This window comes from Acetobacter sp. P5B1 (assembly GCF_018811985.1).
Lineage (GTDB): Bacteria > Pseudomonadota > Alphaproteobacteria > Acetobacterales > Acetobacteraceae > Acetobacter > Acetobacter cerevisiae.
Map to the genome: position 1 here is coordinate 18,906 of NZ_JACRVS010000004.1, position 23,810 is coordinate 42,715.

Consider the following 23,810-nt stretch of genomic DNA (forward strand, 5'->3'; position numbering starts at 1 on the left):
CTTTTCTGATCTGACACATCTCCCCCTCCACACTCGCTCCTTTGGTTCTCTTACGCTAAACAGGACAGACACAAGTCCCGTCAATGTCGTAAAGATGAGTGCCTGACCGTGACCACACTCTATGATTTTACCCTCCCCGCCCTTGAAGGTGGTGAGATCAATCTGGCTGATTACCGTGGCCGGCCCGTTCTGATTGTGAACACGGCCTCCAAATGCGGCTTCACCCCGCAATATGAAGGGCTTCAGGCCCTGTGGTACCAGTTCCGCAGCATGGGGCTGGTTGTTATCGGGATTCCCAGCAACGATTTTGGGGCGCAGGAGCCGGGAACGGCCTCCGATATTGCGTCTTTCTGCCACCGGAACTACGGCGTGAGCTTTCCTATGGCGGCTCGCTCCCCGGTAAAAGGCCCCCACACCATTCCGCTGTTCCGCTGGCTGGACAAGGAGTGCGGTTTTCTGGCCCGCCCCCGCTGGAACTTCTACAAATATCTGACCAACCGGAAGGGTAAACCTGTCGACTGGTTTTCCAGCATTACGTCCCCCACCTCCGCCCGTGTGACCAAAGCGGTGGAACGTGTGATCCTGAACCCCTGAGCCGGGTTTAGCGTTTAACGAGGAACGATCAGCCCATCCCGCAGCGTGACCACCCGGTCCATGCGGGTCAGGAGTTCTTCATTATGGGTGGCGACCAGAGCCGCCAGCCCCTGCCCACGCACAGCCGCCATCAGTTCCGAGAACACGGCGTCTGCTGTGCGCACATCCAGATTACCAGTCGGTTCATCCGCCAGCAGCAGCGCAGGGGTATTGGCCAGCGCACGGGCAATGGCCACACGCTGCTGCTCACCACCGGACAGCTTGCCCGGCAGGTGGCTCACGCGGTGCGCCAGACCAAACATGTCCAGAAGCTTTTCCGCTTTCTGACGTGCCTCGGCCTTGCGGACGCCAGCAATCATCTGCGGCAGCATGACGTTCTCACGCGCTGTGAACTCCGCCAGCAGGTGGTGGAACTGATAGACAAAGCCAATCTGGTCACGCCGCAACGCCGTGCGCCCCGCTTCGGGCAGGCCGTACGTCCGCTGCCCGCAGATCTCGATCTCGCCCTCATCCGGCGTATCCAGCAGGCCAGCCAGATGCAGCAGCGTGGATTTCCCGGTGCCCGAGGGAGCCACAAGCGCGACAATCTCACCTGCATGCAGGGTGAAGTCCACACCCTGCAAAACAGGCAGCGTGCCATCTTCCCCGCTTTTGTAGGTCTTCTTCACGCCACGCAGGCTGAGGGCGACATTACTCATGGCGCAATGCCTCCACAGGATCAGTTTTTGCCGCACGCCATGAGGGATACAGCGTGGCGAGCAGAGAGAGGGTCAGAGCCATGGCGATCACTTCGCCCACCTGCCCCCAGACCAGCTTAGCCGGAAGGTGTTCGAGGTAATAAACCTCCGGGTTAAACAGATTCGTGCCGGTCAGCTTCTGCAGCGCCTGACGAATCCGCTCGATATTCTCACAGAACACCACGCCCAGCAGCGTTCCGGCCACGGTGCCGGTGACACCAACAGAAGCCCCGCACATCAGGAAGATGCGCATAATGGCCCCTCGGCTGGCCCCAATGGTGCGCAGCACGGCAATATCGCCCGTCTTGTCCTTCACCATCATGATCAGGGAAGAAATGACGTTAAAGGCTGCGACCAGAATGATCAGCGTCAGGATCAGGAACATAACGTTCTGTTCCACCTGCACCGCGCCAAACAGAGCATTGTTGGCATTGGTCCAGTCCAGCACCCGCAGGCCGGGTTCTCCGATGGCATTCACAATCCGCATCGTCACCGGGCGAATGTTCTGCTCATCCTTCGCCATGACCTGAATCTGGGTCACCTTGTCAGGCATCTGGAAATAGACCTGCGCGGCGTGCATTGGCAGGAAGACGTAGCTGGAATTGTAGTCGTTCACGCCCGCATCAAAAATGGCCACCACATGATAGGCACGCACGCGAGGTACGGTGCCAAACGCCGTGGCCGCCCCATCGGGCGAAACCAGCGTGATGCGTGAGCCAATGGACAACCCCGCACGATCCGCCAGCGTCACGCCAATGGCGATGGAATCGTCACTGCCGAAATCATCCAGCGTGCCCGCCACCAGCGAGGAACTGACGCCTTTCAGGTCCAGCAAGCCCTGCCGGGTCATGCCATGCACCACCCCGCCGGAATTGTAAGACCCCGCACTAAGCAGCACCTGCCCTTCAATAAGCGGGGTTGCGCTGATAACGCCGGGCACTTTCCGCACCCGAGCCGCAACATTCTCATACTGAGAAATGGTGCGGCCTGCGCCGTAAATGCTCAGATCCCCATTCAGGCCGAGAATACGGCCCATCAGGTCCGCCTGAAAGCCATTCATCACCGCCATGACGATGATGAGCGTGGCGACCCCGAGGGCAATCCCCACGAGCGAGAAAATGGCAATGACGGAAACAAAGCGTTCCCCGCGCCGTGCCCGAAGGTAGCGGCCTGCCACGGCCCGCTCGAAGGGACCAAACATCATCAGTCTGCCAGCACCAGAGCGAGAGCGTCTTCCACACTGACTTCCTTGCGCTCGCCCGTTGCGCGGCGCTTGAGCTCCACGCGGCCTTCCTTGGCGCTACGCGGGCCGACGACGATCTGCCAGGGATGGCCCATCAGGTCCGCATCTGCGAATTTCGCACCGGCCCGGTCCGTCCGGTCGTCATACAGGAAGGCTTCGATATTGGTGTTGTAGATCTGCTCACACATGGCGTCACAGGTCTCATCACCAACCTTCAGGTTGATGATCACCGCACGGAAGGGTGCGACCGCATCCGGCCAGATAATGCCGGCATCATCATGGCTGGCTTCAATAATGGCCCCCGCCAGACGGGAGACGCCAATACCGTAAGACCCCATTTCCGGATAGACCGGCGTGCCTTCCGGCCCGCTGACCGTCACATCCATGGATTGGGTATATTTGGTACCAAAGTGGAAAATATGCCCCACTTCCACGCCACGCCCTTCCCGACGGCGGTCTTCCGGCACGGCATCCCATGCGGCGGTATCGTGCATTTCATCGGTGGCGGCATACGGCGTGGTGACGCGCTTGTAGAAAACTTCCAGCGCTTTGGGGTCTTCCACATTCACCGGCTCATCCAGCCAGTCCTGCTCTTCGAGAGCAGCATCATAAAACACGCCGCTTTCCCCTGTGGGGGCGAGGATCAGGAATTCGTGGCTCAGTTCACCACCAATCGGCCCGGTATCGGCACGCATCGGCACGGCCCGCACACCCAGACGCTGGAACGTGCGCAGGTAAGCCAACAGCATGCGGCGATAGGTGGCAACAGCAGAGTCGTAATCCAGATCAAAGCTGTAGGCATCTTTCATCAGGAATTCACGGCCACGCATCACGCCAAAACGCGGACGCACTTCATCGCGGAATTTCCACTGAATATGATACAGCATCTGCGGAAGATCCTTGTAGGACTTCACAGCCTGCCCGAACAGATCGGTGATCATTTCCTCATTGGTCGGCCCGTAAAGCAGCTCGCGTTTATGACGATCCTGAATGCGGAGCATTTCCGGGCCATACGCGTCATACCGACCGGAACGCTTCCACAGGTCAGCGGACTGAAGCGTGGGCATGAGCACTTCCTGCGCGCCAATCCGGTCCTGCTCTTCCCGCACGATCTGGCTGATATTGCGCAGAACCTTCAGGCCTGCGGGGAGCCAGGCATAAATGCCGGATGCCGTCTGCCGGATCAGACCAGCCCGCAGCATGAGCCGATGCGAGACGATCTGCGCCTCTGCCGGGTTTTCCTTAAGCGTGGGAAGAAAACTACGCGAAAGACGCATGGTGCACTCAGCCTTGTCTGGCAGGTGAGACCACAGGCGGTCTCACTCTGAAATTTTACTCTGTAATCTGCTCTAAAACAGTGCGGCGACAAAGAAAACCCGCCTGATGCAGGTCTTCTTTTAGTCGCCGTTTTTACCCTGCCCGACGCAGGGTATGGTTCTGCGCGTCAGACGCGCAGAACGTGAACATCCACCAGCGGACGCTTCTGAAGTTTGCGGCTAAGAGCGCGACGCAGCGCAGTTTTGGCAGCATCCCGGAAGGACTGGTCATCGCTCCGCAGTTCGTCAGGGATCACATCAATCGCGTTGGCGAATTCTTCGCGCACGCGCACGCTTTCCAGATCATCCGGGTCCAGCAGACCGGGGGCGCTGACTTTCGGCTCACCGATAACGAAGCCTTCGTCATCCACCGCAAAGCTGGCAATCACCACACCGTTGAACAGCATCTTGCGGCGAGCCGCCAGCACGCCACCGTTCATGGGCAGCAGACGCCCGGCATCCAGAGCCAGACGACCAGACGGTGCGGTATCGACCACTTCCACCTTGCCGGGGGCGAGACGCAGGATGTCACCATCTTCCAGCAGGATCGGCGCGATGTCCTTTTCCTGAGCCAGAGCGGCATGGGCCGTCAGATGGCGCCATTCGCCATGCACCGGCACGGCATATTTCGGCCGGACCAGATCATACATGGTGCGCACATCATCGCCCGTCGCGTGACCGGACACATGCACAAAGGCTTCCTTGTCCGTAATCACGCGCACACCGCGACGGGAAAGGTTATCCTGCACCGCCATGATGGCGCGCTCGTTGCCCGGAATCATACGGCTGGAATAAATCACCGTATCGCCCTCACCGAGGGACACATTCGGGTGCATATCCAGAGAAATGCGGGACAGAGCGGAGCGCGGCTCACCCTGACTGCCGGTGATGATCATGACGATCTGATCATCCGGCACGTCATTCACGTCCTGCTCCGTCAGGAACGGCAGCACACCGGACAGATAGCCGCACTCACGCGCCGCCACATCCAGATTGCGCAGAGACCGGCCAACCAGCACCACCGTGCGGCCAGCAGCCTGAGCGGCCATGGCGATGGTTTCCACACGCGCCACGTTGGAAGCAAAGCAGGTGACGGCAATGCGTCCCTTCAGCCCGCTGATGAGGTCCGTCATGCTGCGACGCACTTCGGATTCCGAACGGGAGGGGCCGGAACTCATCACGTTGGTGCTGTCACACACCAGCGCCAGAACGCCTTCATCCCCCACTTCCTTCAGACGCTTGACGTCTGTCGGCGGGCCAACCAGCGGATCGGGGTCCAGCTTCCAGTCACCCGTATGCACGATCACGCCATCGGGCGTGCGCAGCACAACAGCCTGTGCTTCCGGCACAGAGTGGGTAACGGGGATGAATTCCAGATCAAACGGGCCGACCTTGAACTCACCGCCACAGGGAATGACGTGAATAGGCACCTGCTGGAGCAGACGCGCTTCACCCAGCTTGCGGCGCAGCACGGCACCTGCAAACGGCGTCACGTACACCGGGCATTGCAGCAGCGGCCACACATGCGCGACGGCGCCAATGTGATCCTCATGCGCATGGGTGATGACCAGACCGGCCAGCTTATCCTTGCGCTCCGCAATAAAGGTGGGGTCCGGCACCAGAATTTCTGCTTCCGGGGTGTCATTCCCGCTAAAGCCGATGCCGCAATCTATCGCCAGCCAGGTTTCCCCAAGGCGATAGAGATTCAGATTCATGCCAATCTCACCCGTTCCGCCCAGGGGCAGAAAGACGAGATCGCCGTTCTGTTCTGTCATAAGTAGTACTACCCTTCTGTCAAAAAGTCTTTTTCGATTGTGAGACGCGGCAAGGGATTCCGCCCCGCCAATATCCGCAGCCCGTTAAGGGTCAGCATTGAATCCACGTGATCAAACACCGTTGTGCCTTCCGAGAAGAGCGGAGCCAGACCGCCAGTTGCGAGCACCTTCATGTTTTGCCCGACTTCCTGCCTGATCCTCTCGACGATCCCCTCGATCAAACCCACGTAACCCCAGAACACGCCTGACCGCATAGCGGCCACTGTATTACGCCCAATGACGGAATCCACCGCCGGGCGTCCAATTCCTATTCTCGGCAACCGTGCGGCTGCCTGATGCAGAGCCTCAACCGAAAGGTTGATGCCCGGTGCAATTACACCCCCGCAATAGCTGCCCTCTGCATCCACCACATCAAAGGTTGTGGCGGTGCCAAAATCAATCACCGTCAACGGACCACCGTACAGATGGTGTGCCGCAAGCCCGTTTAAAAGCCGGTCCACGCCAACTTCGTCCGGATTATCCATTTTGATGGAAAATCCCCAGTCCAGCCGGGCGGAGGCCAGCAGCGGCTCCACCGCAAACCATTGGCGGCACAAGGTGCGCAGATGGTAGAGCGCTGCGGGCACCACCGTGCCAATCACAGCGCCTTCAATATCATCCGCCGCAATCCCCTGCATCTTCAGCAGAGCCAGCAACCAGACCGCGTACTCATCAGACGTGCGCTGGGCCTGCATGGTAATGCGCCAGACACCCCGCCATTTTTCGCCATCATGCACGGCAAACACGACATTCGTGTTGCCAGCATCAATGACGAGAAGCAACGTCAGCCCCCTGTTCTGCCAGCAGGATATCCCCTGTTGCGATCGTTTTCATGCCCTGTTCCGTCTCAAGCAGAAGCCGTCCATCAGCGGCAAGCCCTGCAAACTGGCCCTTTTCATAAGTAGTCCCGCCGCTTACGACAAGAGGCGTGCCCACAGGATGTGCACGTTTCCGCCATTCCGCACACAAAACGGCAAAGCCATCCTGCTGCCAGACAGCACACCAGTGCGCCAACTGCGCGAGAATGGCGCGGGCCACATCAGCAGGCGGCGGTACCGGCCCACATTGCCCTAAAGAGGCCGCTCTCCGGCCAATCTGCGCTTCCTCCGGCGGCTGCACGAGGTTAGCCCCCATGCCGATGACCAGCATCGGCCCTTCCCGCTCGATCAGGATGCCACCGAGCTTCTGACCGTCCAGCAGAATATCATTCGGCCATTTGATCATCAGCCGGTCTCGCGCTGCGGGAACGCTCGTCGCCAGCCCTTCAAAAAACGCCAGCGACGCAACAAAGGGCCAGCCCCCCAAGGCGTCCAGCCCCGCCTGCCCCGCATCCAGCAGAACAGAAAAGGCAAGACTTTGCCCGGCATTGGCCCAGTTGCGCCCCCGGCTACCGCGCCCTTTTGTCTGCCGCAATGCCAGAAGCGCCAGCCCCGGTGCTTCTCCAGTGCGGGCGCGTTCCAGACAGACATCGGAGGTTGACGTCAGTTCCTCATAACATTCCAGCCGCCAGGCTGCCGTCGGCTCACTCATCCGCCAAGGGCCAGAGCAGCCTGTCGGGCCATAGCCATCAGCGGGCCAAGAGCGAGAATAAAGAATACTGTCGCCAGCCCCATGCTGCCCGAGACAAACAGGAGGCTGCCTGCTGGCCGGTCCAGCCCCTCCGCAGAGGCATCAAAATACATCACCTTCACCACCCGCAGATAGTAATACGCACCAATAACGCTCGAGACTGCCCCGATCGCCACCAGAACGTAAAGCCCGGATTGCCATGCTGCAGCAAAAACCATCAGTTTCCCGAAAAAACCCGCCAGTGGCGGCGCGCCGACCATGCTGAACATGAACACCGCCAGCGCAGCCGCCAGTCCGGGGTCTGTCCGACCCAGACCGGCCAGGTCAGAAATGGAGGTCACTTCATGCCCTCTGCGACGCATGGCCGTAATCACGGCGAATACCCCGGCATTCATGACCAGATAGGCCGCCAGATAAACCAGCGTGGCCCGCACGCCATTGGTGGAGGCCGCTGCCAGTCCCATGAGCGCGTAGCCCATATGGCCGATAGAGGAGTAGGCCATCAGCCGTTTGATGTTGGTCTGCGGAATGGCTGCAAACGCGCCATAGACCATTGAGAGGATAGACAGGGTTTCAATCAGGATCTGCCAGCGCGGAGCCATAGAGCCAAACGGGCCACTCATCACGCGCAGGAACAGCGCAAAGGCCGCAAATTTGGGAGCGCCTGCCATATAGGCGGTAATGGGCGTGGGCGCGCCCTGATACACATCCGGGGTCCACATGTGGAACGGCACGACCGAGAGCTTGAAGCTCAGCCCCACCACAAGGAACACAAGGCCGACCATCAGCCCGCTGGGCAGCGTTGCTGTTTGCTGAATGGCGGCAATCAGCCCGGTATAGGCCATGGTCCCGGCATACCCATAGATCAGAGACATGCCATACAGCAGCAGACCGGACGCCAGAGACCCGAGAACGAAATATTTCAGCCCGGCCTCGGAGGACGTGACATCATCCCGCTCCAGCGCGCACAGGATGTAAATGGAGAGCGAGGACAACTCCAGCCCGACAAACAGCGTCATCAGGTTGGCGGAGGACGCCATGATCAGCGCGCCGAGGGTTGAAAACAGGATCAGCACCCCGGTTTCAAACGGAAGCGGCGTGCGCTCTTCCGTACGGTAGCTGAGCGTCAGCACCAGCGCCACCAGGCCGCCAAGCAGAGCCAGCATTTTCATGAAGCGAGCAAAGCCGTCATTCACAAAGGTGCCAGCATACGCCATGCCGTCTGGAGAGAGAGCTACCAGCACACCACAGCCGACAAACGCTGCGACCGTCAGCAGGGTGCAGGAGACAATGCCCTTCCCTYCCCGCTGCAGCACGCCAAACACAAGAATAACCAGCCCCGCCAGTGCGAGCGCGATTTCCGGCAGAGCCAGCGTCCAGTTAACCGATGCAGCACTCATGGCTCGGCACTCCGTTCAGAGCAGGAGAAAACAGGAAAGACAGCGTGGGTCATTTCAGTCTCCTCACCCGCAGAGGGCTACGGTCAGCACCACGACCAGCCCCGCCAGCATGGTGAACGCATAGAACGCGATGGACCCGGTTTGCAGACGGATAGCATCAGACGCGCCGTTGGCCGTCGCCTGCACCAGATCACGCGGGAGGCCTTCAACCGCCCCTTCCTCGCCGTCTTTCCAGAGAATACGGGCGAGGGCGGTATAAGGCCGGACAAAAATGCGGTCATACAGCTCATCAAAATACCATTTGTTGAGCAGGAACCGATAAAGCGGGCCACAGGAGCGAGCCAGCGCTCCCGGCAGATCCGGTCTGGCAATATAGAACACATACGCCACAGCAATACCCGCCAGCCCGACCACAGAAGGCAGAAGCGCCACCAGTCCCGGCACATGCTCAAAGATTTCCATGATACTGTTATCCGGCGCATTGAAGATGCTGCCTTGCCAGAACGCGGCCTGCTGCGTGCCGATATAATACGGAGCCAGCGCAATCCCGCTCACCACAGACCCGATTGCCAGCAGCACCAGCGGAATAGTCATGGAAAGCGGGCTTTCATGCGCGGTATCCCGCATTTGTGCATCCGCTGGCGCACCGTGGAATACCAGAAAGATCAGACGCCAGCTGTAAAAGGCCGTTAGGAAAGCCGTAATGACGCCCAGCGTCCACGCATAATGGCTCATGCCGCTATCCGCCGCCCAAAGCGTGTTGAGGATGGCGTCTTTTGACCAGTAGCCGGCAAAGGGGAACACGCCGGCCAGCGCCAGACTACCAATCCACATCACTGCATACGTCAGTGGCAGTTTTTTCCACAGCCCGCCCATGCGGAACATGTTCTGTTCATCATGCATGGCATGGATCACGGAACCGGCTCCCAGGAACAGCAGCGCTTTGAAAAAGGCATGTGTTGTCAGGTGAAAAACGGACGCCTGATACGCTCCTACGCCGACAGCCGCGAACATATACCCCAGCTGGGAGCACGTGGAATAGGCAATGCTCCGTTTAATATCCGGCTGCACCATGCCGACCGTGGCGGCAAAAAAACAGGTGGTGGCACCAATAAATATCACGAACAGGCGCGTGTTCGGTGCAACCTCCAGCAAGGGCGACATCCGCGCCATCAGGAAGACGCCAGCCGTCACCATGGTGGCCGCGTGAATCAGCGCCGAGACAGGGGTTGGACCTTCCATGGCGTCCGGTAGCCATGTGTGCAGGAAAAGCTGTGCTGATTTCCCCATGGCTCCGACAAACAGCAGGAAGCTGATAATTTCCACCATCCGAAAGGACTGCCCGAACAGCGTGTAAGGTGCCCCGGCAACCTGCGGCACGGCGGCAAAAATATCTTCATACCGCACGGACTGGAACTGGACATAAATCAGGCCAATCCCGACGAGGAAAAACAAGTCTGCCACGCGGTTGACCACAAAGGCCTTGATGGCCGCAGCCGTGGCGGCCGGACGGTCATACCAATAGCCAATGAGCAGATAACTGGCGAGGCCAACCCCTTCCCATCCGAAAAACAGCTGAATGAGGTCCGAGGACGACACCAGCATGAGCATGGCGAAGGTAAACAGCGAGAGATACGCAAAAAACCGATAAACCGGCATGCTCTCATGGCTCATATAGCCAAGGCTGTAGCAGTGAACCAGCAGCGAGATGCAGAGCACCATGGCTGCCATGGTCACAGAAAGCGTATCGAACCGCAGGGTCCATGTGGCGTGAAAGCCGCCTGCATTGATCCAGTCCGCCAGCGGCACGGCAGAGGGGCCAAAGCCGGAGGTCCAGCCGCCATACAGCGCTCCCACCCCGCACAGGGAGGCAACACCCATGCACAGCAGCGTCACGATTTTGGCCATGGTGTCGCCCATCAGGCGACCACCAAGCCCTGCCACAACGGCACCCGCCAGAGGCAGAGTCACGGCTGCGGCAAACAGGTGAAGATCGGTCTGCATGAGTCCGCTCATCCCTTCATCATCGTGACGTCTTCGACCTGGATCGAGCCACGGTTACGGAAATACACCGTGACAATCGCCAGCCCGATGGCGGCTTCCGCTGCGGCAATGGTGAGCACAAACAGCACCATCACCTGCCCGGAGAGATCTCCATGCGCGGAGGAAAACGCCACAAAATTCAGATTGGCCGCCAGAAGAATGAGCTCCATGGACATCAGGATGATGATGATATTCTTCCGGTTAAGAAAAATACCCAGCACCCCCAGCACCAGCAGCGCCGCACTGACCACAAGATAAGGCCCAAGCCCGATAGGAGCGATTGCCGGTGTCATGCGCCAGTCTCCTCTTTTTCCGCCTCTTTGCGCTGCTCATTAGAACCGTAAGAGCCAGGAGCAGCAATTTCGTAATACGAGGTTCGGGGGCGCAGAAAACCACCCTGCTCCAACACGTTTTCGCCAAGTGGCAGTTGCACAAGCTCCAGCGTCTCTTCACGTGTGCGTGCATGCTGTTTTTCGATATTCTGCCGACGCCCGCTACCGGTTTGACGGAGGGTGAGCACAATGGCCCCGATCATGGCGACGAGAAGCACCAGCCCGCAGGCCTGAAACAGCAACACGTAGTGGGTATAGATCAGCGTGCCCAAAGCCGCCGTGTTGGTCAGGCCGGGAGCCGCCTGCACTCCCCCCCCCGCACTGGCCGGAGCCATGCTCCAGTTGCTCATAGCCATAACGAGCTCGGCAAACAGGATGCCCCCAACACACGCCCCAATAGGCGCGTTACGCTGTAAGCCTTCCCGCAGTTGCGTGAAATCAACATCCAGCATCATGACGACAAACAGGAACAGGACCGCCACCGCGCCGACATAGACAATGACCAGCAGCATCGCCAGGAACTCGGCTCCAGCGATGAGAAACAGTCCGGATGCATTGAAAAACGCCAGAATAAGAAACAGCACCGCATGCACCGGGTTGCGCACACTAATGACCATACAAGCAGACATCAGCAACACGGCGGCAAAAACGTAAAAAACAACCTGCGCCAACATCAGCCGGCCTCCTGCCCCAGCCGGGGCTGCACGGGGTTAACGATACGGGGCATCGTATTCCAGCCGACGGGCTAGCAAGGCTTCCCACCGGTCTCCATTTTCAAGGAGCTTATCCTTGTCGTAGAGCAACTCTTCCCGTGTTTCTGTAGCGAATTCGTAATTCGGCCCTTCGACAATGGCATCCACCGGGCAGGCTTCCTCGCACAGACCGCAATAGATGCATTTTGTCATGTCGATATCGTAACGCGTGGTGCGGCGGGAGCCATCATCGCGCTCTTCCGCCTCAATCGTAATAGCTTCCGCCGGGCACGTTGCTTCGCAAAGTTTACAGGCAATGCAGCGCTCTTCCCCATTCGGGTAACGCCGCAGGGCGTGTTCCCCGCGAAAGCGCGGCGAGAGCGGCCCTTTTTCATACGGGTAGTTCAGCGTCACCTTCGGCTGGAACATCATTTTGAATGTTGAAGCCATCCCACCGACAAGTTCTGTCAGCAGGAACGAGCGGAACGTGCGTGTTAAAGCGCCCATCAGTTTACGCCTCCTACCTGTGGCAACAGGCCTGTGGCCATCAGGAAACCAGCCGTTGCAATCATCCAGACCAGTGACAGCGGCAGGAAGACTTTCCAGCCAAGACGCATCAGCTGGTCATACCGGAAGCGCGGGAATGTTGCCCGGATCCAGATAAAGACAAACAGACAGAACAGAATTTTAAAAATCAGCCACAGCGGTCCGGGCACCCATGTAAAGGGCGCCAACCCTAGCGGTGGCAGCCAGCCTCCCAGAAACAGAATGCTAATCATGCCTGACATCAGGATCATGTTTGCATATTCACCAAGGAAAAAGAGACCGAAGGCCAGTGACGAATATTCCACAAAGAACCCGGCCACGAGTTCACTCTCGCCTTCCGGCAGGTCAAACGGCGCACGATTAGTTTCCGCGAGCGCCGAAATGAAGAAGACGATAAACATCGGGAACATGGGCACGCAGAACCAGATATGGCGCTGGGCCAGCACAATATCATTCAGGTTCAGGCTGCCAACGGCCAGCAGGACGGAGACAATGACCAGCCCGATGGACACTTCATACGAGACCATCTGCGCGGCAGACCGCAGTCCACCCAGAAAGGCATAGCGGGAATTGGACGCCCACCCGGCAATCAGAATGCCGTAAACCCCAAGCGAGGAAATGGCGAGCAGATACAAAATGCCAACATTGATATCCGCCACGGCCAGACCGTTTCCGGTTGGAATAACTGCCCAGGCCAGCATGGCGAGAGAAAAGGTGAGAAACGGTGCAAAGAGAAACAGCGCCCGGTTTGCCCCGGCGGGAATAACCGTTTCCTTCATGATCATCTTGATAGCATCGGCAAATGCCTGAAACATCCCGAACGGGCCGTTCACATTCGGCCCGCGCCGACGCTGCATGGCCGCCATCACCTTGCGTTCCATAAGCGTCAGATACGCCACGGCAATCAGCAACGGCACCAGAACGGCCAGTGTTTCCAGCAGCATCAGGATAATCTGGCCTGCGAGCGTATGATAAAAAAACTGCGCCATTCGCCCTTACTCCGCCGCTACTGCACGCACAGGCCCGTAAACACGGGAACAGTCCGCCATGGTGGGGCTGGCCCGGCTGATGGGGTTGGTCTGGTAGTAATCCTGCATCACCGGTCTGAAAGCGCTTGCAGCAAGCCCCTCCTCCTGCGCTGCGGAAACCGCCGGCACAGTCGGTGCGGATGCGCCCTGCCCTTCAATCTGCGTAATCGGCTGAGCAACAGCCCCGATCTGCCGGAAGACTGGATTGACCTCTGCCATCCGGTCCCGCAGAGCATCCAGTGTGTCATAGGGCAGTGTTTTGCCGATCACTTCAGAAAAAGCGCGAAGAATACGCCAGTCTTCCCGCGCCTCGCCGGGCGGGAAAACAGCCCGGAAGCCCCGCTGCACGCGGCCTTCCGTATTCACATACGTTCCCGGCTTTTCGGTGTAGGCCGCTCCCGGCAGGATAATATCGGCGCGAGCGGCGGCAGCATCGCCATGGTGGCCCTGATAGACCACGAACGTGTCAGCCCCGATTTTATCAATCGGGAATTCATCAGCGCCCAGAAGCCAGAGAACATCAACGCCACCACGCAGCATGCCGCTGGCGTTGCGCCCGCGCGTACCGGGCAGGAAGCCGAGATCCAGCGCCCCAACGCGTGAAGCCGCTATATGCAGGACGTTCAGCCCGTTCCAGCCCTCTGCGATTGCCCCCGTTTGAGCTGCCAGTTTTTTACAGGCGTCATAAATGGCTGATGCGTCAGGGCGGGTCAGCGCACCATGACCGATGATAATCATGGGCCGCTTTGCGGTTTTCAGAGTTTCGGCAAAAGGATGACTACCATCAAGAAGCTTTTCCAGAACTTCCGGCCCATCCCCAAGCAACTCAGCCGGATAGGTTGGGTCCGTCAGCGGGTGTCCGATCATGGCAATCGGGAAGCGGCCGCGCCCGGAATCCAGAAAGCGTTTACGAATACGGGCATTCAGCACCGGAGCCTCGTGCCGAGGATGTGTTCCCACCAGCAGAAGGGCATCGGCCTCCTCTATGCCGAGAATGCCGCTGTTAAACAGATAGCCTTCCCGCGCACTGAGGTCATACCAGGCGTTATCCTGACGGCAATCGAGATTGGGCGAGCCCAGAGACGTCATCAGGTCTTTCAGCGCACACAGGCTTTCCGCATCGCACAGATCCCCCACAATGGCACCGATCTGATAGCCAGAAACCCCATCCAGACGCCGCGCAAGAGATACAAAAGCCTCCTGCCAGGACGCCTGCATCAGCTTGCCATGCACCCGCACCCACGGGCGATCCAGCCGCCTGCGCTTAAGCCCGTCAACTGAAAAACGCCCTTTGTCAGACAGCCATTCTTCATTCACCTCATCATTCACGCGCGGCACAATCCGCATGACCTCACCGCCACGCGCCTGAATCTGGATGTTGGTGCCAACAGCATCCATCACATCAATACTGTCAGTCTTTTTGTATTCCCAGGAACGGGCATGAAAGGCGGAGGGCTTGGCCGTCAGCGCGCCCACCGGGCAGATATCAATCAGGTTGCCAGATAGTTCAGACGTCAGCGCTTTTTCCACGTAGGTGGTGATTTCCGCATTTTCGCCACGGGAGACCATCCCCAGTTCCGGCGTTCCGGCCACTTCCGTAGTGAAGCGCACGCACCGTGTACACTGGATGCAGCGCGTCATGACGGTTTTGACCAGCGGACCGAGGTCTTTATCCGTTACGGCCCGCTTGGGCTCATGATAGCGAGATACCCCGGTGCCATACCCGTATGCCTGATCCTGCAAATCACACTCACCACCCTGATCGCAGATCGGGCAATCTAACGGGTGATTGATCAACAGGAACTCCATGACCGCACGGCGGGCACGACGCACCATCTCAGTGTCCGTCAGAATTTCCATCCCCTCGGAAACCGGGAAGCCACAGGAGGCAACCGGCTTAGGCGCACGCACTACCTGCACAAGGCACATCCGGCAGTTACCGGCTACGGAAAGCCGTTCGTGATAGCAAAAGCGCGGAATTTCCTTGCCCGCAGCCTCACAGGCCTGCAAGGCGCTGAAACCGGCTGGCACATCAACAGGAGTGCCATCAACAATCACCCTCACCATAGCGTTTACTCCGCAGCCACTGGCACGCCGGATGCTGGCACCTGAACCAGCCCCGTGCCGCCATGTGCTGCCTTATACTGGCGGATGCGTTCTTCCATTTCCGGCCGGAAATGGCGGATAAGGCCCTGAATCGGCCATGCGGCGGCATCACCCAGCGCGCAAATGGTGTGGCCTTCTACCTGACGGGTCACCTGCTCCAGCAGGTCAATTTCATCCAGTTCCGCCCGGCCCTGAACCATCCGGTCCATCATGCGCATCATCCAGCCGGTTCCTTCCCGGCACGGGGTGCACTGCCCGCAGCTTTCATGTTTGAAAAAGCGTGAGAACCGGGCAATGGCTTCAATAATGTCGGTCGATTTGTCCATGACAATCATGCAGCCCGTGCCCAGACCGGAACGCTCGGCGCGCAGACTGTCATAATCCATCAGCACAGTTTCACACACGGATTTTGGCAAAACCGGCACCGAGCATCCGCCCGGGATGACGGCCAGAAGATTATCCCAGCCACCCCGAACGCCACCGCCATGTTTTTCGATAATTTCTTTCAGCGGCACCCCAAGTTCTTCTTCAAAAACACACGGCGTGTTCACATGGCCGGAAATAGCCATCAGCTTGCTGCCCGCATTGTTAGGCCGCCCCAGCCCAACGAACCATGCCGCCCCCCGCCGCAGAATGGTGGAGGTCACGGCAATGCTTTCCACATTATTCACAGTAGTCGGGCACCCATAAAGCCCTGCCCCGGCGGGGAATGGCGGCTTCATCCGTGGCTGGCCTTTTTTGCCTTCCAGACTTTCCAGCAGGGCCGTTTCTTCCCCACAGATATACGCCCCGGCACCGCGATGAATGAAGAAATCAAAATCCCAACCGGATCCAGAGGCATTTTTGCCAATCAGTCCGGCAGCATAGGCTTCCTCCACCGCAGTCTGAAGATGGGCGGCTTCATTAAAAAACTCGCCACGCACGTAGATATAGGCTGCATGCGCACCCATGGCGAAGGAGGCAATCAGAGCACTTTCAATCAGCTTATGCGGTTCATGCCTGAGAATTTCGCGATCTTTACAGGTTCCCGGCTCTGACTCATCGCCATTGATCACCAGGTAATGCGGCCTGCCATCGGACTTTTTGGGCATGAAGGACCATTTCAGCCCGGTCGGGAACCCGGCTCCGCCGCGACCGCGCAGGCCGGATGCCTTCATTTCCGCAACAATGGCATCCTGCCCTTTTGCCAGAATCTCCGCTGTATTCTGCCAGTCTCCCCGCTTACGCGCGCCCTCTAACCGCCAGTCATCCTGGCCGTAGAGATTTGTGAAGATCCGGTCCTTGTCCTGCAACATGCCCGTCTCTCCTACTTGTTTTCAGAAATCGAATGGACAGAATCCATCAGCGTCTTACGGCCGCCTTCCGGAGCAGAGCCGCAACGGTTGATTGTCGGGCCGGCAGGCGGACGTTCTCCTTTGCGCAGCGCGTCAATCAGCGCCACAGTGCGCGGGCCGTCCATGTCTTCATAAAAATCATCATCAACCTGCAGGATAGGCGCATTGGAACACGCGCCGAGACACTCCACCTGTGTCAGGGTGAACTGCCCGTCTGCGCTGGTCTCGCCAAAACCCGCAATGCCGGTCGCACGCTTGCAGGCTGCCACAACATCATCTGAACCCCGCAGCCAGCATGGCGTTGTGGTACAAACCTGCAAATGGTAGCGGCCCACAGGCTTTGTGTTGAACATGGTGTAGAAAGACGCCACCTCATAAACCCGGATGGCGGCCATTTCCAGCCGACGCGCAATTTCATCCATAGCTGCCACAGGCACCCATGCACTTCCGGTTTCCCGCCCCATTTGCCGCTGAGCAATATAGAGCAGCGGCATAACCGCACTGGCTTTGCGCTCTTCAGGATATTTGGCGAGCACAGTCACAATTTCTGCCTCGGACGCACTATCGAAAGCAAAGCTATCAGGCTGTTCCTGCGGTGTCCGGTGTGTATTCATCGGTCAACCTCCCCGAAAACCAGATCGAGCGAGCCAAGAACCGCCACCATATCGGCAAGCATGGAGCGGCGGGACAGTTCATCCAGAGCCTGCAAATGCGCAAAACCTGTCGGGCGGATTTTGCAGCGATATGGCTTGTTGCTGCCATCAGCCACCAGATACACCCCGAACTCACCTTTCGGGCTTTCCACGGCGGTATACGTGGCCCCCGGCGGCACATGATACCCTTCACTAAACAGCTTGAAGTGATGAATGAGTGCTTCCATGGAGCGCTTCATTTCCGCACGGGGTGGCGGACTGAATTTTGGGTCCTGCACTTTGACGTCCCCGGGGCGGATCTGATTCAGACATTGCTCAATAATGCTGACGCTCTCGCGCATTTCCGCAACACGAACGAGATAGCGATCATAGCAATCCCCATGTCGGGCCACCGGCACGTTGAATTCCACCTTATGGTAGTTGTCATATGGCTGCGTGCGGCGCAGGTCCCACGGCACGCCGGAGGCCCGCAGGCAGGGGCCACTAAATCCCCAGGCCAGTGCCTGCTCGGCTGTGAAAACGCCAATCCCGACCGTGCGCTGTTTCCAGATTCGGTTTTCCGTCAGCAGGCCTTCCAGCTGATCAATCCATGCCGGGAATTCTTTGGCCCATGCGCCAATTTTATCTTCCAGCCCCGCAGGAAGATCCTGTGCCACACCACCGGGGCGGAAATAATTGGCATGGAAGCGCGCGCCGGAAGCTGCCTCGTAAAACTCCAGCAGCTTTTCACGCTCTTCATACCCCCACAGAGCAGGCGTCACCGCGCCACAATCCAGACCAAGCGCTGTGATATTCAAAATGTGGTTTAGAACACGGGTGATTTCCGCAAACATCACCCGCAACCAGCGGGCACGCTCGGGAATTTCAATTCCCAGAAGCTTTTCCGTCGCCAGCGCAAACGCCTGCTCTTCACACATGGGAGAGACGTAATCCAGCCGGTCAAAATAGGGCAGCGCCTTCTGATAGGTTTTGTATTCTATCAGTTTCTCCGTGCCACGATGCAGAAGCCCGATATGCGGCACCGTGCGCGCCACAAGCTCACCTTCCATTTCCAGCACAAGACGCAACACGCCATGTGCGGAAGGATGCTGCGGCCCGAAATTTAGAGCATGGGAATCAATCTCCAGCGTCTTGCGTTCCCGCGCTTCCACCTGTTGCTCCGGCAGCAGGCTTTCCGGAATATCCGTCCGCAGAATAGCGTCTGCGTCATTCAGCAGGATGCCTTTGTCCGCGTCTGTCATCCGCGTGACCTCCTGATATGTTGCCGGACCTCGTGCGCTTTCTCATCCCCCGGCAAGGTCAGCATGCCTTCCCATGGGGAAACGAAATCAAAATTACGGAAATCCTGCGCAAGCGAGACAGGCTCCTTCACCACCTGTCGGCTTGCCACGTCGTAGCGCACTTCCTCATACCCGGTCAGCGGGAAATCCTTGCGCAGCGGGTAGCCTTCAAACCCGTCATCCGTCAGGATACGCCGCATGTCCGGGTTGCCGGAAAACTGCACGCCGAACAGATCGTAACATTCCCGCTCCCACCAGCAGGCACACGGCCAAAGGCCTGAAACGGATGCTACCGGCGCAACTTCATCCGTGGTGATAATCACACGGATGCGCTGGTTCAGCGTGACGGAGAGCAGGTTATAAACCACGTCAAACCGCTCAGCCCGGCTGGGATAGTCCACTCCGCACAAATCCATCATCTGCTCAAACCGGCACTGCGGATCATCCCGCAGGAAGGTCATGAGCGGCAAAAGCTGATCCCGGGTCGTGCGGACCACCAGTTCACCCTTCTCCAGAGCAGCGGATGAGACATCCGGCCAGGCTGTCGCGAAGATGAAGGCCAGAGTCCCGAGGCGCCCCTGAAGGCTAACCTGCTGCGGAGAAGAAAGACGCGCCTCAACCACGGAGAATGGTCCCGGTGCGGCGAATTTTCTTCTGAAGCAGCATGATGCCGTAAATCAGCGCTTCTGCCGTAGGCGGGCAGCCGGGCACATAGACGTCCACCGGCACAATCCGGTCACACCCACGCACCACGGAATAGGAGTAGTGGTAATACCCTCCCCCATTGGCGCAGGACCCCATGGAAATGACCCAACGTGGCTCTGCCATCTGCTCATAAAGACGGCGTAGAACCGGGGCCATCTTGTTGGTCAGCGTGCCCGCAACGATCATCACGTCCGACTGCCGGGGCGAACCGCGCGGGATAATGCCCATGCGGTCCAGATCGTACCGGGGCATATAGGCGTGGATCATCTCCACAGCGCAGCACGCCAACCCGAAGGACATGGGCCACAGGCTGCCTGTGCGCCCCCAGTTGACCAGCTTGTCCAGATTGGCAACCACAAAGCCCTTCTCGGCAATGGCGCCCGTAATGCCTCGCACCACGGCATCCTGCTCCGGACCGGGGGGAAGGGCTTCACGATTCCACAGAATGGTTTCGTCTTGCGGATTTGCAGACATCGGCGGCTCCCTCAATCCCAATCCAGCGCGCCTTTGCGCCATTCATACAGAAAGCCGATCCCCAGCACGCTCAGGAACCCCAGCATGGACAAGAAGCCAAACAGCCCTATGCGAGACAGGCTGACAGCCCAAGGGAACAGAAACGCGACCTCGAGGTCGAAAATAATGAAAAGGATCGCGACCAGATAAAACCGCACATCAAAACGACGGCGCGTATCATCAAAGGCCTCAAATCCGCACTCATAGGCCGTTACTTTTTCAGGATAAGGTTTTTGATGGCCGCATAGCAGCGCCATACCCAGCATTGCAGCCGCAATAACGACTGAAATAGCACCGAATACCAAAACAGGGGCGTAATCACCAAGAACAGACTGCATCTGTATTCCTTGCATGAGAGAGATCATGAAGATCAAACGTCATGCAGAGGATCCTAGACCTAAGTCTTTACAACAGCCATGCCCTGACAGCAGTAATAACGGGCACGTTCCCGTGACTACTTAGAGGGACCACGTGAAACCACCGTGAATATGGCGGAAAACTACAGATTTTGGGGGATATTCATAAAAACGAGAGCATCTCACATTTTGGTGCTCTGCGCGGAAACCATGATGCCTTGAGAGAAATCATGGTGGGCGATGACGGGGTCGAACCGCCGGCCCTCTCGGTGTAAACGAGACGCTCTACCTCTGAGCTAATCGCCCGCTGGATGCGTATGTGTCACAAACAGAAGCGGCCGGCAACCCTTCCTGTGGAAGTTTTACCGGCCGAAACCAAAAAACTATCAGTCTGAGAGACTTTTAGCTTACGGCATCCTTCAGAGCCTTACCCGGCTTAAAGCGCACGGACGTAGAGGCCGGAATATCAATTTCCTCACCTGTACGCGGGTTGCGCCCTTTAGCAGCCTTGCGTGAGGCTGTAACGAACGTGCCGAAACCAACCAGACGAACTTCCTGCTTTTTGGAAAGCGCCTTTTCGATTGCACCGAATACGGCGTCAACCACTTCTCCAGCCTTCGCCTTGGGCAGAGCAGCCTCGTCGGCCACTGCCGCTACGAGTTCCTGCTTGTTAAGCGGCTTCTCCATATTACGCCTCTCTCTGTGTTTATCGTGACTGGAGCGGCGGGCGGCTTTACGTCCGCCTCTCCGCTTCCCGCTCGCACTATGCAGCCGTTTTACGCCACGTCAACCGAGCAACGGTAAACTTCGGCCACATAGTAAATTTTTCCCTCAGTGCGGCAGCACGGGCGCCGCACCAGCTCCTTCCGGGGTCGGAACAGCTTCCGAAACCTCATCCCAATGGATGGCCTGAGGCTTACGGACCAGCGCCCGGGCAATCACTTCATCCACGTGGGATACGGGGATGATTTCGAGATTGTTCTTTACGGAGTCAGGAATTTCCGCGAGATCTTTCTCGTTCTCCTTAGGCAGGAATACCGTCTTGATGCCTGCGCGCAGAGCCGCCAGCAGCTTCTCTTTCAAACCACCAATCGGCAGCACGCGTCCCCGCAACGTGATCTCGCCAGTCATGGCAACATCACGCCGAACGGGGATGCCCGTCATGACGCTCACCAGCGCCGTTGCCATGGCAATACCGGCTGAAGGCCCGTCTTTAGGAGTCGCACCTTCGGGCACATGCACGTGGAAACTCCGCTTTTCAAACAGAGTCGGCAGGATCCCGAATGTGGTCGAACGGCTGCGCACGTAGGAATACGCCGCAGAGACGCTCTCCTTCATGACATCGCCCAGCTTGCCGGTTTCCACCACAGCGCCTTTACCGGGCACCATGACGCTCTCAATCGTGAGGATTTCGCCGCCGACTTCCGTCCAGGCCAGCCCGGTGACAATGCCAACCATGTCTTCCGCTTCGGTCTCGCCGTAACGGAAGCGCTTCACACCGGCCAGCTTTTCAAGATTGCGCACGGTGATGGTAACCTTCTTCGCCTTCCCCGTCACGAGTTCTTTCACCACTTTACGGGCCAGATTCGCAATTTCGCGCTCAAGGTTACGAACCCCGGCTTCACGCGTGTAATAGCGAATCAGATCCCGCAGAGCGTCATCACTGATCGACCACTCGCTCGGCTTGAGGTTATGAGCCTCGGCCTGCTTGGAGATCAGATGGCGACGGGCAATCTCAACCTTTTCGTCTTCCGTGTAGCCAGACAGACGGATGATTTCCATACGATCGAGCAGCGGCTGGGGCATGTTGAGGCTATTTGCCGTGGTGACGAACATGACGTCCGACAGATCATAATCCACTTCCAGATAATGATCAGCAAACGTGCTGTTCTGTTCCGGATCCAGCACTTCCAGCAGAGCTGAAGCCGGATCGCCCCGCCAGTCCGCACCCAGCTTGTCAATTTCATCCAGCAGGAAAAGCGGGTTCGAAACCTTCGCCTTCTTCATCCCCTGAATGATCTTGCCCGGCATGGAGCCGATATAGGTGCGGCGATGCCCACGGATTTCAGCTTCATCCCGCACGCCACCCAGAGACATGCGCACGTAATGGCGGCCGGTAGCCTTGGCGATGGAACGTGCCAGCGAGGTTTTACCCACACCCGGCGGCCCCACAAGGCAGAGAATCGGTCCCTTCAGCTTCTGGGAGCGGCTCTGAACAGCCAGATATTCCAGAATACGCTCTTTCACCTTTTCCAGAGCGTAGTGATCGGAATCCAGCACGGCTTCAGCGGCGTCCAGATCATTTTTGACCTTAGTGCGCTTCTTCCACGGGATACCGAGCAGCCAGTCCAGATAGTTCCGGACAACCGTTGATTCGGCAGACATGGCGCTCATACCACGCAGCTTCTTCAACTCGGCAACTGCCTTTTCCCGCGCTTCCTTGGAAAGCTTGGTTTTGGCAATCCGCTCTTCAATCTCGGTGGTTTCGTCCTTGCCGTCCTCGCCTTCACCCAGTTCTTTCTGAATGGCTTTCAACTGCTCATTCAGATAGTACTCGCGCTGGGTTTTCTCCATCTGCCGCTTCACGCGGTTGCGAATTTTCTTCTCAACCTGCAACACGCCGATTTCCGCTTCAATGTGCGCGAAAACCTTCTCCAGCTGCAATGTGACAGACGGCGCCTCCAGAATTTCCTGCTTTTCGGAAATTTTGAGATTCAGGTGGCTGGCAACAGTATCGACCAGCTTGGACAGATCGCTGATCTGGTTAAGAGAGACCAGAACTTCAGACGCAATCTTTTTATTGAGCTTAATATACTGCTCAAACTGAGAGACGATGGAACGGCCCAGCGCTTCGGCTTCCGCCCCTACCGCTGGCTCTTCAACCACATCCTCAATTTCTGCTTCAAAATGCCCGTCAATATCATGCAGGGCCTTCACCCGTGCGCGACGCACACCTTCCACCAGCACCTTAACGGTGCCGTCCGGCAGCTTGAGCAGCTGCAGGATGGTGGAGACGGTGCCAAAGCGGTACACATCATCCACACCCGGATCGTCCTGAGCCGCATCTTTCTGCGCAATCAGCAGGATCTGCCGGTCTTCCCGCGTAACGGACTCCAACGCCTTAACGGACTTTTCACGGCCAACAAACAGCGGGACAATCATGTGGGGAAACACGACAATATCGCGCAGGGGCAGAACGGCAATACGACCGTTACCCTGCTCTACCTTCTTGTCGGGGGCTGTGTTGTCCGCAGCGACGACGGCTGCATTTTCGGTCGGTGTGACCGTTGCTGGCGTTTTGGCCGGCGTTTTTGCGGGTGATTTACGCTTACGTTTTACTGCTGGTTTTTCATTATCAGCCATAACCATGACCTCCTTCAAGGACGATCCAGGCCGGGCACCCGTAATGTGGCGTACCCAGCCCGCGAGAACCTGCCAACAGGCTCCCACCATCTACCATGTCGTTACGAACGCCCCATTCTACAATGGGTTAACCAGAAAACCCGGCCAGCAGGGCATTTCTTCCCTGCTGGCAGTTGTTTTGCAGTT

Annotated in this window: 22 protein-coding genes and 1 tRNA gene; 1 reads left to right on the plus strand and 22 read right to left on the minus strand. The window is 58.1% G+C overall.

From position 1 onward, the window contains the following. The first annotated feature begins 108 nt into the window (after window positions 1-108). Window positions 109-594, plus strand: coding sequence for a glutathione peroxidase (locus KP703_RS03720; RefSeq protein WP_215753848.1), 486 nt, complete (start codon window positions 109-111; stop codon window positions 592-594). A 14-nt stretch (window positions 595-608) separates the two neighbouring features. Here KP703_RS03720 and KP703_RS03725 read toward each other — a convergent pair whose 3' ends face one another. From KP703_RS03725 to lon, 22 genes are all read right to left on the minus strand, one after another. Beyond that, complete coding sequence (locus KP703_RS03725) at window positions 609-1,292, minus strand: ABC transporter ATP-binding protein (protein WP_215753849.1); 684 nt, start codon at window positions 1,290-1,292, stop codon at window positions 609-611. Next, window positions 1,285-2,532: a lipoprotein-releasing ABC transporter permease subunit gene (locus tag KP703_RS03730; protein ID WP_215753929.1), complete on the minus strand. Its 1,248-nt coding sequence runs from the start codon at window positions 2,530-2,532 to the stop codon at window positions 1,285-1,287. The genes KP703_RS03725 and KP703_RS03730 overlap by 8 nt, the downstream gene beginning before the upstream one ends. Before the next feature lie 2 nt (window positions 2,533-2,534). Then, window positions 2,535-3,851, minus strand: a complete 1,317-nt coding sequence (gene proS / locus KP703_RS03735; protein ID WP_062250743.1) for a proline--tRNA ligase — start codon at window positions 3,849-3,851, stop codon at window positions 2,535-2,537. Window positions 3,852-4,018: 167 nt separating this feature from the next. Further along, window positions 4,019-5,665, minus strand: coding sequence for a ribonuclease J (locus KP703_RS03740; RefSeq protein ID WP_215753850.1), 1,647 nt, complete (start codon window positions 5,663-5,665; stop codon window positions 4,019-4,021). A gap of 8 nt (window positions 5,666-5,673) precedes the next feature. Next, the gene (locus tag KP703_RS03745) at window positions 5,674-6,486 is read right to left on the minus strand and encodes a type III pantothenate kinase (protein WP_062141866.1); all 813 of its coding nucleotides are present in this window, start codon (window positions 6,484-6,486) and stop codon (window positions 5,674-5,676) included. Continuing rightward, window positions 6,470-7,234 (minus strand): biotin--[acetyl-CoA-carboxylase] ligase, encoded by a 765-nt coding sequence (locus KP703_RS03750; RefSeq protein ID WP_062250747.1) that lies wholly within the window; start codon window positions 7,232-7,234, stop codon window positions 6,470-6,472. The genes KP703_RS03745 and KP703_RS03750 overlap by 17 nt, the downstream gene beginning before the upstream one ends. Beyond that, window positions 7,231-8,673 carry an NADH-quinone oxidoreductase subunit NuoN gene (gene nuoN / locus KP703_RS03755; protein ID WP_215753851.1) on the minus strand — a complete coding sequence of 481 codons (1,443 nt, stop codon included), beginning with the start codon at window positions 8,671-8,673 and terminating at the stop codon, window positions 7,231-7,233. Before nuoN ends, KP703_RS03750 begins: the two co-directional genes overlap by 4 nt. Window positions 8,674-8,736: 63 nt before the next feature. Continuing rightward, entirely contained in the window at window positions 8,737-10,677 is a 1,941-nt protein-coding gene (nuoL, locus tag KP703_RS03760) for an NADH-quinone oxidoreductase subunit L (RefSeq protein ID WP_215753852.1), read from the minus strand. An 8-nt stretch (window positions 10,678-10,685) separates the two neighbouring features. Beyond that, window positions 10,686-11,009 (minus strand): NADH-quinone oxidoreductase subunit NuoK, encoded by a 324-nt coding sequence (gene nuoK, locus KP703_RS03765; protein ID WP_043550666.1) that lies wholly within the window; start codon window positions 11,007-11,009, stop codon window positions 10,686-10,688. Next, window positions 11,006-11,722, minus strand: a complete 717-nt coding sequence (locus KP703_RS03770) for an NADH-quinone oxidoreductase subunit J (protein WP_215753853.1) — start codon at window positions 11,720-11,722, stop codon at window positions 11,006-11,008. The genes nuoK and KP703_RS03770 overlap by 4 nt, the downstream gene beginning before the upstream one ends. 36 nt (window positions 11,723-11,758) lie before the next feature. Next, entirely contained in the window at window positions 11,759-12,247 is a 489-nt protein-coding gene (gene nuoI / locus KP703_RS03775; protein WP_043550664.1) for an NADH-quinone oxidoreductase subunit NuoI, read from the minus strand. Continuing rightward, window positions 12,247-13,275, minus strand: a complete 1,029-nt coding sequence (gene nuoH / locus KP703_RS03780; protein WP_062141871.1) for an NADH-quinone oxidoreductase subunit NuoH — start codon at window positions 13,273-13,275, stop codon at window positions 12,247-12,249. The genes nuoI and nuoH overlap by 1 nt, the downstream gene beginning before the upstream one ends. A gap of 6 nt (window positions 13,276-13,281) precedes the next feature. Beyond that, on the minus strand, window positions 13,282-15,381 hold the full coding sequence (gene nuoG, locus KP703_RS03785) for an NADH-quinone oxidoreductase subunit NuoG (RefSeq protein WP_215753854.1): 2,100 nt from the start codon (window positions 15,379-15,381) through the stop codon (window positions 13,282-13,284). Between the two features lie 5 nt (window positions 15,382-15,386). Next, window positions 15,387-16,715, minus strand: a complete 1,329-nt coding sequence (nuoF, locus tag KP703_RS03790; protein ID WP_215753855.1) for an NADH-quinone oxidoreductase subunit NuoF — start codon at window positions 16,713-16,715, stop codon at window positions 15,387-15,389. An 11-nt stretch (window positions 16,716-16,726) separates the two neighbouring features. Next, a complete protein-coding gene (locus KP703_RS03795) occupies window positions 16,727-17,368 on the minus strand; it encodes an NAD(P)H-dependent oxidoreductase subunit E (RefSeq protein WP_062250757.1) in 642 nt (213 codons plus the stop codon). Further along, on the minus strand, window positions 17,365-18,648 hold the full coding sequence (locus tag KP703_RS03800; protein ID WP_062141875.1) for an NADH-quinone oxidoreductase subunit D: 1,284 nt from the start codon (window positions 18,646-18,648) through the stop codon (window positions 17,365-17,367). The genes KP703_RS03795 and KP703_RS03800 overlap by 4 nt, the downstream gene beginning before the upstream one ends. Beyond that, window positions 18,645-19,310 carry an NADH-quinone oxidoreductase subunit C gene (locus KP703_RS03805; RefSeq protein WP_373687433.1) on the minus strand — a complete coding sequence of 222 codons (666 nt, stop codon included), beginning with the start codon at window positions 19,308-19,310 and terminating at the stop codon, window positions 18,645-18,647. Before KP703_RS03805 ends, KP703_RS03800 begins: the two co-directional genes overlap by 4 nt. Continuing rightward, complete coding sequence (locus KP703_RS03810) at window positions 19,303-19,866, minus strand: NADH-quinone oxidoreductase subunit B family protein (RefSeq protein ID WP_043550655.1); 564 nt, start codon at window positions 19,864-19,866, stop codon at window positions 19,303-19,305. Before KP703_RS03810 ends, KP703_RS03805 begins: the two co-directional genes overlap by 8 nt. Window positions 19,867-19,877: 11 nt before the next feature. Beyond that, on the minus strand, window positions 19,878-20,243 hold the full coding sequence (locus KP703_RS03815) for an NADH-quinone oxidoreductase subunit A (RefSeq protein ID WP_025827009.1): 366 nt from the start codon (window positions 20,241-20,243) through the stop codon (window positions 19,878-19,880). A 249-nt stretch (window positions 20,244-20,492) separates the two neighbouring features. Further along, a tRNA-Val gene (locus tag KP703_RS03820) sits at window positions 20,493-20,567 on the minus strand. A 96-nt stretch (window positions 20,568-20,663) separates the two neighbouring features. Next, window positions 20,664-21,032, minus strand: coding sequence for an HU family DNA-binding protein (locus tag KP703_RS03825; RefSeq protein WP_256441373.1), 369 nt, complete (start codon window positions 21,030-21,032; stop codon window positions 20,664-20,666). A 60-nt stretch (window positions 21,033-21,092) separates the two neighbouring features. Further along, window positions 21,093-23,624: an endopeptidase La gene (gene lon, locus KP703_RS03830; protein ID WP_215753856.1), complete on the minus strand. Its 2,532-nt coding sequence runs from the start codon at window positions 23,622-23,624 to the stop codon at window positions 21,093-21,095. Window positions 23,625-23,810: the final 186 nt, after the last annotated feature.

Coding starts and splice junctions, on each gene's coding strand:
- nuoH (WP_062141871.1), bottom strand. CDS start 13,275: ATGGCGCAGTTTTTTTATCATACGCTCGCAGGCCAGATTATCCTGATG.
- KP703_RS03730 (WP_215753929.1), bottom strand. CDS start 2,532: ATGTTTGGTCCCTTCGAGCGGGCCGTGGCAGGCCGCTACCTTCGGGCA.
- proS (WP_062250743.1), bottom strand. CDS start 3,851: ATGCGTCTTTCGCGTAGTTTTCTTCCCACGCTTAAGGAAAACCCGGCA.
- nuoF (WP_215753855.1), bottom strand. CDS start 16,715: ATGTTGCAGGACAAGGACCGGATCTTCACAAATCTCTACGGCCAGGAT.
- KP703_RS03750 (WP_062250747.1), bottom strand. CDS start 7,234: ATGAGTGAGCCGACGGCAGCCTGGCGGCTGGAATGTTATGAGGAACTG.
- KP703_RS03815 (WP_025827009.1), bottom strand. CDS start 20,243: ATGCAGTCTGTTCTTGGTGATTACGCCCCTGTTTTGGTATTCGGTGCT.
- nuoK (WP_043550666.1), bottom strand. CDS start 11,009: ATGACACCGGCAATCGCTCCTATCGGGCTTGGGCCTTATCTTGTGGTC.
- KP703_RS03795 (WP_062250757.1), bottom strand. CDS start 17,368: ATGAATACACACCGGACACCGCAGGAACAGCCTGATAGCTTTGCTTTC.
- KP703_RS03770 (WP_215753853.1), bottom strand. CDS start 11,722: ATGTTGGCGCAGGTTGTTTTTTACGTTTTTGCCGCCGTGTTGCTGATG.
- nuoI (WP_043550664.1), bottom strand. CDS start 12,247: ATGGGCGCTTTAACACGCACGTTCCGCTCGTTCCTGCTGACAGAACTT.
- KP703_RS03800 (WP_062141875.1), bottom strand. CDS start 18,648: ATGACAGACGCGGACAAAGGCATCCTGCTGAATGACGCAGACGCTATT.
- lon (WP_215753856.1), bottom strand. CDS start 23,624: ATGGCTGATAATGAAAAACCAGCAGTAAAACGTAAGCGTAAATCACCC.
- nuoL (WP_215753852.1), bottom strand. CDS start 10,677: ATGCAGACCGATCTTCACCTGTTTGCCGCAGCCGTGACTCTGCCTCTG.
- nuoG (WP_215753854.1), bottom strand. CDS start 15,381: ATGGTGAGGGTGATTGTTGATGGCACTCCTGTTGATGTGCCAGCCGGT.
- KP703_RS03810 (WP_043550655.1), bottom strand. CDS start 19,866: ATGTCTGCAAATCCGCAAGACGAAACCATTCTGTGGAATCGTGAAGCC.
- KP703_RS03740 (WP_215753850.1), bottom strand. CDS start 5,665: ATGACAGAACAGAACGGCGATCTCGTCTTTCTGCCCCTGGGCGGAACG.
- KP703_RS03725 (WP_215753849.1), bottom strand. CDS start 1,292: ATGAGTAATGTCGCCCTCAGCCTGCGTGGCGTGAAGAAGACCTACAAA.